The organism is Stappia sp. (assembly GCF_040110915.1).
GTDB lineage: Bacteria > Pseudomonadota > Alphaproteobacteria > Rhizobiales > Stappiaceae > Stappia.
Window position 1 is genome coordinate 1,682,323 of sequence record NZ_CP157793.1, and the last position, 11,812, is coordinate 1,694,134.

Genomic DNA, 11,812 nt, shown 5'->3' on the forward strand with positions numbered 1-11,812 from the left:
CGCCGCCGCGCGTCAGTCGAGCGGGGCGAGATCGCCCTTCGCCCAGGCGGCCCGGGTTTCCTGCCGGAAGTCCTCGAAGCGCCCCGCCTCGATGGCGTCGCGCATGCCCTGCATGAGCTGCTGGTAATAGGCGAGATTGGCCCAGGTCAGCAGCATCGCGGCGAGCCCCTCGCCCGCCTTGACCAGATGATGCAGATAGGCGCGCGAATAGTCGCGCGCCGCCGGACAGTCCGAGGTTTCGTCGAGCGGACGCGGATCCTCCGCATGGCGGGCGTTCTTGAGATTGACCTTGCCGAACCGTGTGTAGGCAAGCCCGTGCCGCCCGGCCCGCGTCGGCAGCACGCAATCGAACTGGTCGATGCCGCGCGCGACGCTTTCCAGAATGTCCTCTGGCGTGCCGACCCCCATCAGATAGCGCGGCTTGTCCACCGGCATCGCGGGCGTCGTCTCTTCCAGCATCTTCAGCATGACGTCCTGCGGCTCGCCCACCGCCAGCCCGCCGACCGAATAGCCCTCGAAGGGCATCTCGGCGAGCCGGGTCGCGGACGTCACGCGCAGGTCCGGCACATCGCCGCCCTGCACGATCCCGTAGAGCGCCTGACCGCGTGCGGGGCCGCCCATTTCCTCGAACTTGCGGCGCGAACGCGCCGCCCAGCGAAGGGAGAGCTGCATGGCGCGCTCCACATCCTCGCGCGGCGCGGGCAACGCGATGCATTCGTCGAGCTGCATCTGGATGTCGGAGCCGAGCAGTTGCTGGATTTCCACCGAGCGCTCCGGCGTCATGAAATGCCGGCTGCCGTCGACATGGCTCTGGAAGGTCACGCCGTCCTCGGTGAGCTTGCGCAATTGCGCCAGCGACATGACCTGAAAGCCGCCGGAATCGGTCAGGATCGTGTGCGGCCAGTTCATGAAGGTGTGCAACCCGCCGAGCCGGGCGACGCGTTCCGCCCCGGGACGCAGCATCAGGTGATAGGTGTTGCCGAGCACAACATCGGCGCCGAGCGCGCGCACCTGATCGGGATACATGGCCTTCACCGTCGCCTGGGTGCCCACCGGCATGAAGGCCGGCGTGCGCACCTGCCCGTGCGGCGTCGTGATCTCGCCGCGCCGGGCCGCGCCGTCGGTGGCGATCAGGCGAAAGGAAAACGGCTTGGCATCGCTCATGACGGGCTCTCGGGAAACAGCAGCGACGCATCGCCATAGGAATAGAAGCGGTACTTCTCCGAAACCGCATGGTCGTAGGCCCGACGCATGGTCCCGAGCCCCGACAGCGCGCTGACCAGCATGAAGAGCGTGGAGCGCGGCAGATGGAAATTGGTCATCAGCGCGTCGATGGCGCGGAAGCGGTAGCCCGGCGTGATGAAGATCGAGGTCTCGCCGCGAAACGGTGCAAGGCCCTTCGCCCCCTGCGCGGCGCTTTCCAGAATGCGCAGCGACGTGGTGCCGACGGACACGACCTTGTTGCCCCGCGCGCGCACCGCCTGAAGGGCGGTCGCCGTCTCGGCGCTCACCTCGCCCCATTCGGCGTGCATCTTGTGGTCTTGCGTGTCCTGCGCCTTCACGGGCAGGAAGGTGCCGGCGCCCACATGCAGCGTCACCAGATGACGCTCGATCCCCCGCGCGTCCAGCGCCTCGAGCAGGCGCGGGGTGAAATGCAGCCCGGCCGTGGGCGCGGCCACCGCGCCGTCCTTCGCGGCGAAGATCGTCTGGTAGTCTTCCCGGTCCTGTGCGTCCTCGCCGCGCTTGGCCGCGATATAGGGCGGCAGCGGGATGTGGCCGACGCCGGCGATCGCCGCGTCGAGATCCGGGCCCGCGAGATCGAACACCAGGAGCACCTCGCCGCTGTCGCGTTTCTCCGCGACCGTGGCGTCGAGATGGCCGAGCAGGCAGGCGGTGTCGGCCGCACCCTCTCCGAAGCGGACCCGGTCGCCGACCACGAGCTTCTTGGCCGGGCGCACGAAGGCCCACCACCGGTCAGCCCCGGCGCGAAGGTGCAAGGTGGCGCCGATCCGCGCGGTGGCCGCGCCGCGCGTGCGCGTGCCTTCAAGTTGCGCCGGGATCACCCTGGTGTCGTTGAAGACGAGCGCGTCGCCCGGCTCCAGCAGACGCGGAAGATCGAGAACACCGCGATCGTCCAGCTCGGGGCTGGCGCCGGGGCGCACGACCAGCAGGCGCGCCGCGTCGCGCGGACGCGCGGGCCGCAGAGCGATCAACTCGTTGGGAAGGTCGAAATCGAAGTCGTCAACGCGCATGCGGTGTCGCGATCCATCACTGCCGGGGACTGCGGATCACAATGTCCAGGGTCGGTTCTGGAAGACGAGCCGGTAACCATCGGGATCCTCGAACGTGCGCCCCGCGGCGTCCCAATACGGGTTGTGCGAGGGCACCGGCTCATACCCGTGCGCCGTCATGCGGTCAACCGCGACCGCCCAGTCCCGCGCCTCGGGCAGATAGAGCACCAGCAGGCATTCCGGGCTTGGCGCGCGCGGCGCGACCGTTCCGGCCTCGCGGACCAGTTCCAGATGCCAGGACGCCCCGGGATGCCCGAGGATCACGCCGGAAAACCCAGCGTGATCCTCGAAGGACGTCAGACGCCGCAATCCGGCGCCGTCGACATAGAACCGCTCGAGCGCCGCCAGATCGTTCGCCGGCCGCGCGACCCTCAGGGTCGGAGCGGCGGCCGGCGGATCGCGCCTTTCGGTCTGCGGCCCGCTCACGCGTCCGCGGCCACCTTCACCGACACGATCTTGTCCGGATCGGCGACCGGCTCGCCGCGCTTGATCTGGTCCACATTCTCCATGCCCTCGATCACCGCGCCCCAGGCGGTGTACTGGCCGTCGAGCCAGGGCGCGTCGGCGAAGCAGATGAAGAACTGGCTGTCGCCGGAGTTCGGGTCCATGGCCCGCGCCATCGAGCAGGTGCCGCGGGTGTGCTTGTGATCGTTGAACTCGGCCTTGAGCTTCTTGCCCGAGCCGCCGGTGCCGGTGCCCTTGGGGCAGCCGGTCTGGGCCATGAAGCCGTCGATCACGCGGTGGAACACGATCCCGTCGTAGAAGCCCTCGCGCACGAGCTCCTTGATGCGCGCGACATGCGTCGGCGCCAGGTCCGGCTTCATTTCGATGACCACCGGGCCCTTCGTCGTTTCCATCAAGAGGGTGTTTTCCGGGTCCTTGTAATCGGCCACGTGCTGTCTCCTTGTTCGTTCGCGAAAGCTGTTGGGTGACGTTCTGGTGTCGAGAGATCAGGACGCGTCGGCCGCGACCTGAAGCTTGAGGATCTTGTCCGGGTTCTGGACCGGCTCGCCGCGCTTGATCGCGTCCACATGTTCCATGCCCTCGACCACCTCGCCGAAGACCGTGTACTGGCCGTTCAGCCAGTCGCCATCGGCGAACATGATGAAGAACTGCGAATTGGCGCTATCGGGGGACTGCGCGCGGGCCATGCCGAGCGTGCCGCGCTTGAAGGGGGCGTTGGAAAACTCCGCGCCGAGATCGGGCAGATCCGAGCCGCCCCGGCCGGTGCCGGTCGGATCGCCGGTCTGGGCCATGAAGCCGTCGATCACGCGGTGAAACACGATCCCGTCGTAGAAGCCCTGCCGCGTCAGCGTCTTGATGCGCTCGACATGGTTCGGCGCAAGGTCCGGTCGCAGGCGGATCACGACGCGCCCGTCCTTCAGGTCGAGAAAGAGCGTGTTCTCCGGATCGAGATCGGACGCGCCGGCGGACACGGTCAGGCCGAGCGCGACGACGAAGGCGGACACCACCGCCAGAATGCGAGACATCATGAAACCTCCTCAGGTGCCGGCACGCAGCGTGCCTGCGAAACGGATCAACGCGCCTGCGAGAGGCGCTCGGCCAGACGCTCCACGACATGCGCCGGGACGAAGTGGGAGACATCGCCGCCCATCTTCGCGATCTGGCGCACCAGCGTGGCGGTGATGTGGCGCACCTCCGGCGAGGCCGGCAGGAACACCGTCTGAACCTGCGGCGCCAGCGAGCGGTTCATGCCCGCCATCTGCATCTCGAAATCGAGATCCGTGCCGTCGCGCAGCCCGCGCACCAGAAAGGTCGCGCCGTTGTCGCGCGCCGCTTCCACGACCAGATTGTCGAAGGCGATGACCTCCAGCCGCCCGGCATCCGCCGCGCCAAAGGCGTCGATGGCCACGGAGCGGATCATCGCGACGCGCTCCTCGAAGGCGAAGAGCGGCGTCTTGCCGGGATGGATTCCGATCGCCACCACCACCCGATCCGCCAGATCGAGCGCATGACGCAGGATATCGATGTGCCCGTTGGTAACGGGGTCGAAGGAGCCGGGATAAAGCGCGGTGCGTGTCATGGGCTCTGTCTAGCCGGGCCCGTCGCACAGGACAAGCGCGCCATGCAGCGGCAACGACATGGCGTTGCCGTGGCGGATCGAAAGTTGCGCAAACGCAACAAGTAAAGAATTATTTTTACGCAGGGTGACTTTGTGCTAGACTGTTGCACATAAACATAAGGAGGCGAACATGCGTAGCGTCCTGAACCGCAAGCCCTGGGGGCTGGCCACAGCGGCGGCCGTCATTGCCCTGGCGGGCGCGGGCTTCATTGTGCAGTCGCAGTCCATCGGTCCCTTTGCCCCGGCAACCGCTTCGGCCACCAAGGGCGACCGGCTCCCGCGCGTGGTGCAGGTCGCCTGCGACGACACCACCCTCAGCGACAGCCTGCCCGGCTGCGCCGATCTGGCGCGCAGCGTAGCGCCCGCGGCCGTCCCGACCTTCGAAACGGTCGCCGTGACCCAGGGGCAAAGCACCATCTTGATCCGCCGGCCTGTCGCCGAGTGATCCCGCACCCGCGTGACGGGTGCCCAGGTTTCCAGAGCGCTCCGAATGTCCTGACCTCGGGCCTCTCGATCGTGTGGCGGCGGGCTCCCCCGCCCCGCCGCCACACGTTTTCGCACCCCGGCCGTCGCGCCGCTCCGCTTTGTCCCGCATGTCGCCCCGGCGCAGCGACGGCATCACGGGCGCCTGCCGCACGCCGCGACCGCATCCTGCGTCAAACGGTTCCGCCCTCTCCCTCCCGGATACTGGTCACCTCCCGGATACTGGTCACGGTGAGGTGACCACACTGTTCACCGCTTTTATCGGGTGCACACCTTGCGTTTGCGCGGTCACGGGCCATATGTGACACCATGATGACGGTTTACGAAAAATATCAGACGTCGCTGCCGATCGCTCTCTGGGTGTCCGGCATGCTGGCGCTCGCCGGGCTTCTGGCCCTTGGCGTCCCCTTCTACGGAAGTGCCGCAAACGCGCGCCACACGACGGTCGAGGTGTCTCCGCCCGCGCCCGCCCAGACCTTTGCCGGTCCGGGCGGCGCCAGGTGCACCGGCGTGATCTTCCGGGAAGAGGATCCGGCCTGCTTCGGGTCCCGCGCGGTGCCGCACCCGGAAACGCGCGCGCTGCCCCGGGTCGCCGCCCCGGCCGGCGACGAGACGGAGGGCAAAGCCGCCGGATCGTGATGCCCGTCACGGTTTCCTTGCTGCGGATCCGGCACGGTGGTGCCATCGAAGAACGCAAAGCAGGGAGTGACGGACATGACGTTCGAGAAGGAATTTGCCCATCGCCGCCAACCCGGGCTGGCCGCCCGCGAGACGATCTATGCCATCGTGGCCGCCGCCCTCGTCTTCGCCGCCATCCTGGCCATCGGCCAGACGATCCGCGTCGCGGCCGCCGACGGCACGACACCGCCGGCAACCACCCAGAAGAGCGACCGCATGAGCTCCGCCCTGCCCGCCTCCTGCCAGGGCGAGACCTGGGGCAACTGGTCGCCGGACTGCGCCGCCGCGCTGAGCGGTCAGGACACGCTGCGTCAGGTCCGCTTCGAGACCTTCGAGACCCGCCCGGCCGCCGACAATGTGTCGATCCTGGAGCGCGTCCCGACCCGCTCCTGACCGGCGCTCCCCGTCCGGTGACGCGCCACCCGAATCGCACTGCAAAAGGCGACGCGCCGAGAGATCGGGCGTCGCCTTTGCCGTTCCTGCCCCCGCCTTCGATCCCCTCCCTGCCGCCTGTCGCAAAAAAGGCGCCCCGAAAGGCGCCTTTTTCCAGGTTCATGCCAATGCGTGCGGCTTACGCGCCCGTGTCGGGGGCGTCCTCGGGACCCGGGCTCTCCGGACCGGCCTCCTCCGCCTCGCCGTTCTCGTCGGCATCGGCCTCCGAGATCCGCGACACGGAGACGACCTTCTCGCCCTCCGACGTGTTGAAGACGATCACGCCCTGGGTCGCGCGGCCGGCGATCCGGATGCCGTCGACCGGACAGCGGATCAACTGGCCGCCGTTGGTCACCAGCATGATCTGGTCGCTGTCCTCCACGGGGAAGGAGGCAACCAGCGGACCGTTGCGGCTCGTGACCGCCATCGCCGTGATGCCCTTGCCGCCGCGCCCGGTCACCCGGTACTCGAAGGACGACGAGCGCTTGCCGTAGCCGTTCTCGGACAGGGTCAGGATCACCTGCTCGGCCGCACTCATCGCCGCGTAGCGCTCCTGCGACAGCTCGCCGGCCACCGCCGTCTCCTCCTCCCCGTTGGCCTCGGCGGTGTCGTCGCCCTCGCCGCGCATCAGCCGGCGCAGACGCAGATAGGCGCTGCGCTCGTCCGCCGTGCACTCGAAGTGGCGCAGGATCGACATGGAGATGACGTGATCGCCGTCGGCCAGATTGATGCCGCGCACGCCGACCGAGTTGCGGCCCGCGAAGACGCGCACGTCCGTGACGGCGAAGCGGATGCACTGTCCGAGCGCGGTCGTCAGATGCACGTCGTCATAGTCGGTGCAGGTGAAGACGCCGACGATGCCGTCGCCCTCCTCCAGCTTCATCGCGATCTTGCCGTTCTTGTTGATCTGCGCGAAGTCGGACAGCTTGTTGCGCCGCACCGTGCCGCGCCGCGTGGCGAACATCACGTCGAGATCCGCCCAGCTGTCCTCATCCTCCGGCAACGGCAGGATCGAGGTGATCTGCTCGCCCTGCTCCAGCGGCAGCATGTTGACGAGCGCCTTGCCGCGCGACGTCGGGCCACCGACCGGCAGGCGCCACACCTTCATCTTGTAGGCGATGCCGCGCGAGGAGAAGAACAGCACCGGCGTGTGGGTATTGGCCACGAAGAGCCGGGTGACGAAATCCTCGTCCTTGGTCGCCATTCCCGAGCGGCCCTTGCCGCCGCGGCGCTGGGCCCGATAGGTGTCGAGCGGCACGCGCTTGATGTAGCCGGCATGGCTCACCGTAACGACCATGTCCTCGCGCTGGATGAGGTCCTCGTCCTCCAGATCCGCGCCGCCCTCGACGATCTCGGTGCGCCGGGGCGTGGCGAACTCTTCCTTGATCGCCGTCAGCTCCTCGCGAATGATCCCGAGGATGCGGGCGCGCGAGCGCAGGATTTCCAGATAGTCGCGGATTTCCTCGCCGATCTTGTTCAGCTCGTCGCCGATCTCGTCGCGCCCGAGCGCCGTCAGCCGCTGCAGGCGCAGGTCGAGAATGGCGCGCGCCTGCTCTTCCGACAGGCGATAGGTGCCGTCCTCCTGCACCATGTGGCGCGGATCGTCGATGAGCATGATGAGCGGCTCGACGTCGCGCGCCGGCCAGTGGCGCTCCATCAACTGGGCGCGTGCCGTCGCCGGATCCGGCGCGCTGCGGATCAGCGCGATCACCTCGTCGATGTTGGCGACCGCGATCGCCAGACCGACGAGGACATGGGCGCGGTCGCGCGCCTTGTTGAGCAGGAAGCGGGTCCGCCGGCCGATCACCTCCTCGCGGAAGCCGATGAAGGCGTCCAGCATGTCGCGCAGGCCGAGCTGCTCCGGCCGGCCACCGTTCAGCGCCACCATGTTGGCGCCGAAGGTCGTCTGCAGGGCCGAGAACCGGTAGAGCTGGTTCAGCACCACATCGGCCACCGCGTCGCGCTTCAGCTCGATGACGACGCGCATGCCCGAGCGGTCGGATTCGTCGCGAATGTCGGAGATGCCCTCGATCCGCTTCTCGCGCACATGCTCGGCGATCTTCTCGATCATCGCCGACTTGTTCACCTGATAGGGAATTTCGGTGACGACGATGGCGTAGCGGTCCTTGCGCAGTTCCTCCACCTCGGCGCGCCCGCGCATCACGATGGAACCGCGCGCGGCTTCATAGGCGGAGCGGATGCCCGAACGCCCGAGGATGATGCCCCCGGTGGGGAAGTCCGGACCCGGAATGATCTCCATCAGATCGGCCGAGGTCAGCCCCGGATCGTCCATCAGCGCGATGGCGCCGTCGATGACCTCTCCGAGGTTGTGCGGCGGGATGTTGGTCGCCATGCCGACCGCGATGCCGCCGGCGCCGTTGACCAGCAGATTCGGAAACTTGGCCGGCAAAACGACCGGTTCGCTCTCCGAATTGTCGTAGTTGTCCTGGAAGTTGACCGTGTCCTTGTCGATGTCGTCGAGCAGGCTCTGGGTCACCTTCTGCAGACGGCACTCGGTGTAGCGCATGGCCGCGGCCGGATCGCCGTCGACGGAGCCGAAGTTGCCCTGCCCGTCGATCAGCGGCAGGCGCAGGGAGAAATTCTGCGCCATGCGCACCAGCGCGTCGTAGATCGCGCTGTCGCCATGCGGGTGATACTTACCCATGACGTCGCCGACCACGCGGGCGGACTTGCGATAGGGCTTGTTCCACTCGTAGCCGTTCTCGTGCATCGAATAGAGGATGCGCCGATGCACGGGCTTCAGGCCGTCGCGCACGTCGGGAAGCGCACGGCTCACGATCACGCTCATCGCGTAATCGAGATAGCTGCGCTTCATTTCGTCGGTAATGGAAACAGGGCGGATGTCGGACGGCAGGCCGCCCGACGGTGCACTCGTATCCCGATCTGCCAAGGGGGTGACTCACATCTGTTGAATGTCTTTGAAACTTATAGCCGATTCCGCCCTGTGCGACAAATCCGCGACACGTTTGAGCTCGCGGATTAGCCTTGCGTTTTCAAGACCTTGCAGGTGCCGGAAAGGAAATTGTGCAGAGCACTGCGCGCCCCTGCCCCCACAGGCGCCGTTTTGGCTGATATAAGGGTCGGAAAGCGACTCGCCCCAGGGACCAGCGGATGCTCGCAGACTATCTCGTCAACGCCTTCGCGACGCTCTTCGTGACCATCGATCCGGTGGGGCTTGCGCCCATGTTTCTGGCGGTCACCTCGGGCGCCACGGCGGTCGCGCGCCGGCGTGTGGCGGTGCGCGCGATCCTGATCGGCGGCGCGATCCTGTTCCTGTTCCTGGTCGCGGGAAAGAACCTTCTGTCGGCGCTCGGCATCTCCGTTCCCGCCTTCCAGATCGCCGGCGGGCTGCTGCTGCTCATGATCGCCATCGAGATGGTGTTCGAGAAGCGCAACCGCCGGAAATCGGAATCGGCGGAAAAGGCGGCCTCGCATCAGGAGGATCCGAGCGACGTCGCCGTGTTCCCGCTCGCCATCCCGCTGATCGCCGGACCGGCCGCCATCAGCGCGGTGATCCTGCTCGCCTCGCAGGCCCCCGACACGCTGTCGCTGTTCGGGCTCGCGGCGGTGATCGCGCTGCTGGTGGCGCTGTGCTTCCTGTCCTTCCTGCTCGCGGACAAGATCGAACGGCTGATGGGCGACACCGCCGCCATGGTGGTGACCCGCCTGCTCGGCGTTCTGCTCGCCGCGCTGTCCGTGCAATTCATCGCCGACGGCGTGCGCGCCTTCATCGCCGCGAACGCCTGATCGGGCGCTCGCGGTCCGGTCATGCGGCTCCGTCACCGCAAGAGCCGATACTCCGTCGGATCGCCGGGACACACATCGAAGCCGCATTCCAGCAGCGTGCTGCCCGTGTTCAGGCCCGCGAGCACAACGATCAACGCCACCGCGACACCGCCGAGGACCGGCCGGCCCGCGCGTTCCTTGTCCTCGTCAGCCACCGGGGCGGGATCGCGCAGAAGCAGCATGACCGCGCACGCAAGAAGCGCCGCCACGAAGACGACGAAGGCCCAGGTGTAGAAATGCAGGCCGAGGAAGGGGCTTCCGTAGCCCGGATCTCCGGGGAGGATATGCAGCAGCACCTGGCGCCCCGCGAAGCCCGCCCCGAGCAGCGCGGCCAGGATCGTCACCCCGTAGTGCGCCGCCTGCGGCCCGCGCATCACGGTCAGCACCGGACCGATGGCCAGCAGCAGGAAACCCGCCCGCTGCAGCAGGCAGAGCGGACAGGGAAGCTCGCCGAGCAGGATCTGATCGGCGAAGGCGACGATCAGGACGGCGGAAATCGCGAACAGCGCGAGGACATTGAGAAAGCGTTCGGTGCGATGGCTCAGCATGTCGGATCCCCCTTCAGAAGGACAACGGCAGGGAATCGGACGCGTGATAGGCATAGACGCCAAGCGCCAGGATCATCGCCGCGCCCGTCAGGCCGGTGGCAAGCCTCGGGGAGCCGATCGCGGCGCCGACGAGGGCCGCCGTGATGGTCGCGAACAACAGGGTCAGGAACACGTCTTTGCACCTCCGCAGGGCGTTGAAGATCCGGGCCGGACGATACGGGGCGCCCCGTCGCGAGTGGGTCACGAGAGCGCCTCGACCGATTGGGGTCGTCCTCGCACCTTTGCGTCACCTTGGCGTTAATGGCGGATATCCCTCCCCGCGGACCCGTGCCCGCAGGACCCGTCACACGGAAACCGCGCCGCCCGCCCCTTGACGAACGCGCGCCGAGTCGCGTCCCTGTCTTGTGGCCATGGCATGGACTGTGCGCAGATGCCGGCCGAAAGATACTCCCGACGGACACATGTGACGTCGCCCGGCTCGGGCCCTCATGCAAGACACCGAAAAGGACCGCCCATGGCTGCCGGCTCGAAAAAGGTCATCTACGCCGCGCTGATCGGCAACGGACTGATCGCCATCACCAAGTTCTTCGCCGCCGCCTACACCGGCTCGTCGGCCATGCTGTCGGAGGGCATTCACTCGCTGGTCGACACGGGCAACCAGGGGCTCTTGCTATACGGCTTGAAGAAAGCCAAGCAACCGGCTGACGAAAAACACCCTTTCGGGTATGGCGTCGAGCTGTATTTCTGGGCGTTCGTGGTCGCGATCCTGATCTTCGCCGTCGGCGCGGGCATCTCGATCTACGAAGGCATCCAGAAGATCATCGACCCGCATCCGATCACCTCGCCGATCGTGGCCTATGTGGTTCTGGGGCTTGCGATCGTGTTCGAGGCCGGTGCCTGGTGGGTCGCCTACAAGGAATTCAACAAGGTGCGCGGCAAGCGCAGCATCCTCAAGGCGGTGCGCGACAGCAAGGACCCGGCGGTCTTCACCGTGCTGTTCGAGGACACCGCCGCCATGCTCGGCCTGATCGTGGCGCTCGTCGGCCTTCTCGCCGTCCAGATCCTCGGCCTGCCCTGGCTCGACGGCGCGGCCTCGGTGACGATCGGGTTGATCCTCGCGGCGACGGCCGCCTTCCTCGCCTATGAGACAAAGGGGCTTCTGGTCGGAGAATCGGCGGCGCCGGAGGTCGTGGACACGATCCGCAACCTCGTCGAGGCGACGCCCACGGTCAGCCGCATGAACGAGATCCGCACCCTGCACCGTGGGCCGCAGGATGTGTTGCTGGCCCTGTCCGTCGATTTCGAGGACCGCCTCACGGCCGGCGCCGTGGAGGAAGCGATCTATGCGCTGGAAGTGGCGATCAAGCGCCAGTTCCCCATCGTCCGGCGTGTCTTCATCGAGGTGCAGGCCACGCGTCATCACCGGGAAATGCTGGCGGCCGAGCGCGCCGCGCTCGATCCCGACGCCTGAGCGGCGCGCCCCATGAGAC

General features: G+C 67.3%; 14 protein-coding genes. 5 read left to right on the forward strand and 9 right to left on the reverse strand.

What is annotated here, in order from left to right:
- Positions 1–12 precede the first annotated feature (12 nt).
- From tgt to coaD, 6 genes are all read right to left on the reverse strand, one after another.
- On the reverse strand, positions 13–1,164 hold the full coding sequence (tgt, locus tag ABL312_RS07340; protein WP_349360735.1) for a tRNA guanosine(34) transglycosylase Tgt: 1,152 nt from the start codon (positions 1,162–1,164) through the stop codon (positions 13–15).
- Positions 1,161–2,252, reverse strand: coding sequence for a tRNA preQ1(34) S-adenosylmethionine ribosyltransferase-isomerase QueA (queA, locus tag ABL312_RS07345; protein WP_349360736.1), 1,092 nt, complete (start codon positions 2,250–2,252; stop codon positions 1,161–1,163). Before queA ends, tgt begins: the two co-directional genes overlap by 4 nt.
- 36 nt (positions 2,253–2,288) lie before the next feature.
- Positions 2,289–2,717, reverse strand: coding sequence for a VOC family protein (locus tag ABL312_RS07350; RefSeq protein ID WP_349360737.1), 429 nt, complete (start codon positions 2,715–2,717; stop codon positions 2,289–2,291).
- Complete coding sequence (locus tag ABL312_RS07355; RefSeq protein ID WP_374730201.1) at positions 2,714–3,148, reverse strand: peptidylprolyl isomerase; 435 nt, start codon at positions 3,146–3,148, stop codon at positions 2,714–2,716. Before ABL312_RS07355 ends, ABL312_RS07350 begins: the two co-directional genes overlap by 4 nt.
- Positions 3,149–3,241: 93 nt before the next feature.
- Positions 3,242–3,781, reverse strand: coding sequence for a peptidylprolyl isomerase (locus ABL312_RS07360; protein WP_349361360.1), 540 nt, complete (start codon positions 3,779–3,781; stop codon positions 3,242–3,244).
- Positions 3,782–3,828: 47 nt separating this feature from the next.
- Positions 3,829–4,335, reverse strand: a complete 507-nt coding sequence (gene coaD, locus ABL312_RS07365; protein WP_349360739.1) for a pantetheine-phosphate adenylyltransferase — start codon at positions 4,333–4,335, stop codon at positions 3,829–3,831.
- A gap of 169 nt (positions 4,336–4,504) precedes the next feature.
- On the opposite strand from coaD, the gene ABL312_RS07370 reads away from it, so the two are divergent.
- The 3 genes from ABL312_RS07370 (at position 4,505) to ABL312_RS07380 (ending at position 5,928) form a co-directional block, all read left to right on the forward strand.
- Positions 4,505–4,819 carry a hypothetical protein gene (locus ABL312_RS07370; protein ID WP_349360740.1) on the forward strand — a complete coding sequence of 105 codons (315 nt, stop codon included), beginning with the start codon at positions 4,505–4,507 and terminating at the stop codon, positions 4,817–4,819.
- Between the two features lie 347 nt (positions 4,820–5,166).
- Positions 5,167–5,496, forward strand: a complete 330-nt coding sequence (locus tag ABL312_RS07375; RefSeq protein WP_349360741.1) for a hypothetical protein — start codon at positions 5,167–5,169, stop codon at positions 5,494–5,496.
- Between the two features lie 75 nt (positions 5,497–5,571).
- Positions 5,572–5,928: a hypothetical protein gene (locus ABL312_RS07380; protein ID WP_349360742.1), complete on the forward strand. Its 357-nt coding sequence runs from the start codon at positions 5,572–5,574 to the stop codon at positions 5,926–5,928.
- Between the two features lie 178 nt (positions 5,929–6,106).
- On the opposite strand, the gene gyrA is transcribed toward ABL312_RS07380, so the two are convergent.
- Positions 6,107–8,803 (reverse strand): DNA gyrase subunit A, encoded by a 2,697-nt coding sequence (gene gyrA, locus ABL312_RS07385; protein ID WP_349361361.1) that lies wholly within the window; start codon positions 8,801–8,803, stop codon positions 6,107–6,109.
- A 296-nt stretch (positions 8,804–9,099) separates the two neighbouring features.
- Between gyrA and ABL312_RS07390 the strand changes: the two genes are divergently transcribed.
- Positions 9,100–9,735 carry a MarC family protein gene (locus ABL312_RS07390; protein WP_349360743.1) on the forward strand — a complete coding sequence of 212 codons (636 nt, stop codon included), beginning with the start codon at positions 9,100–9,102 and terminating at the stop codon, positions 9,733–9,735.
- Positions 9,736–9,767: 32 nt separating this feature from the next.
- Here the strand turns inward: ABL312_RS07390 and ABL312_RS07395 are convergent, their stop codons facing one another.
- Complete coding sequence (locus ABL312_RS07395; RefSeq protein WP_349360744.1) at positions 9,768–10,322, reverse strand: disulfide bond formation protein B; 555 nt, start codon at positions 10,320–10,322, stop codon at positions 9,768–9,770.
- A gap of 13 nt (positions 10,323–10,335) precedes the next feature.
- Entirely contained in the window at positions 10,336–10,494 is a 159-nt protein-coding gene (locus ABL312_RS07400; RefSeq protein WP_349360745.1) for a DUF5993 family protein, read from the reverse strand.
- A 342-nt stretch (positions 10,495–10,836) separates the two neighbouring features.
- Here ABL312_RS07400 and ABL312_RS07405 point away from each other — a divergent pair, with 342 nt between their 5' ends.
- Positions 10,837–11,793, forward strand: a complete 957-nt coding sequence (locus tag ABL312_RS07405) for a cation diffusion facilitator family transporter (RefSeq protein ID WP_349360746.1) — start codon at positions 10,837–10,839, stop codon at positions 11,791–11,793.
- Positions 11,794–11,812: the final 19 nt, after the last annotated feature.

Excerpts from the sequence above, each read along its gene's own strand:
- tgt (WP_349360735.1), bottom strand. The coding sequence starts at position 1,164 with ATGAGCGATGCCAAGCCGTTTTCCTTTCGCCTGATCGCCACCGACGGC.
- queA (WP_349360736.1), bottom strand. The coding sequence starts at position 2,252 with ATGCGCGTTGACGACTTCGATTTCGACCTTCCCAACGAGTTGATCGCT.
- ABL312_RS07355 (WP_374730201.1), bottom strand. The coding sequence starts at position 3,148 with ATGGAAACGACGAAGGGCCCGGTGGTCATCGAAATGAAGCCGGACCTG.
- ABL312_RS07360 (WP_349361360.1), bottom strand. The coding sequence starts at position 3,781 with ATGTCTCGCATTCTGGCGGTGGTGTCCGCCTTCGTCGTCGCGCTCGGC.
- coaD (WP_349360739.1), bottom strand. The coding sequence starts at position 4,335 with ATGACACGCACCGCGCTTTATCCCGGCTCCTTCGACCCCGTTACCAAC.
- ABL312_RS07370 (WP_349360740.1), top strand. The coding sequence starts at position 4,505 with ATGCGTAGCGTCCTGAACCGCAAGCCCTGGGGGCTGGCCACAGCGGCG.
- ABL312_RS07375 (WP_349360741.1), top strand. The coding sequence starts at position 5,167 with ATGATGACGGTTTACGAAAAATATCAGACGTCGCTGCCGATCGCTCTC.
- ABL312_RS07380 (WP_349360742.1), top strand. The coding sequence starts at position 5,572 with ATGACGTTCGAGAAGGAATTTGCCCATCGCCGCCAACCCGGGCTGGCC.
- gyrA (WP_349361361.1), bottom strand. The coding sequence starts at position 8,803 with ATGAAGCGCAGCTATCTCGATTACGCGATGAGCGTGATCGTGAGCCGT.
- ABL312_RS07390 (WP_349360743.1), top strand. The coding sequence starts at position 9,100 with ATGCTCGCAGACTATCTCGTCAACGCCTTCGCGACGCTCTTCGTGACC.
- ABL312_RS07395 (WP_349360744.1), bottom strand. The coding sequence starts at position 10,322 with ATGCTGAGCCATCGCACCGAACGCTTTCTCAATGTCCTCGCGCTGTTC.
- ABL312_RS07405 (WP_349360746.1), top strand. The coding sequence starts at position 10,837 with ATGGCTGCCGGCTCGAAAAAGGTCATCTACGCCGCGCTGATCGGCAAC.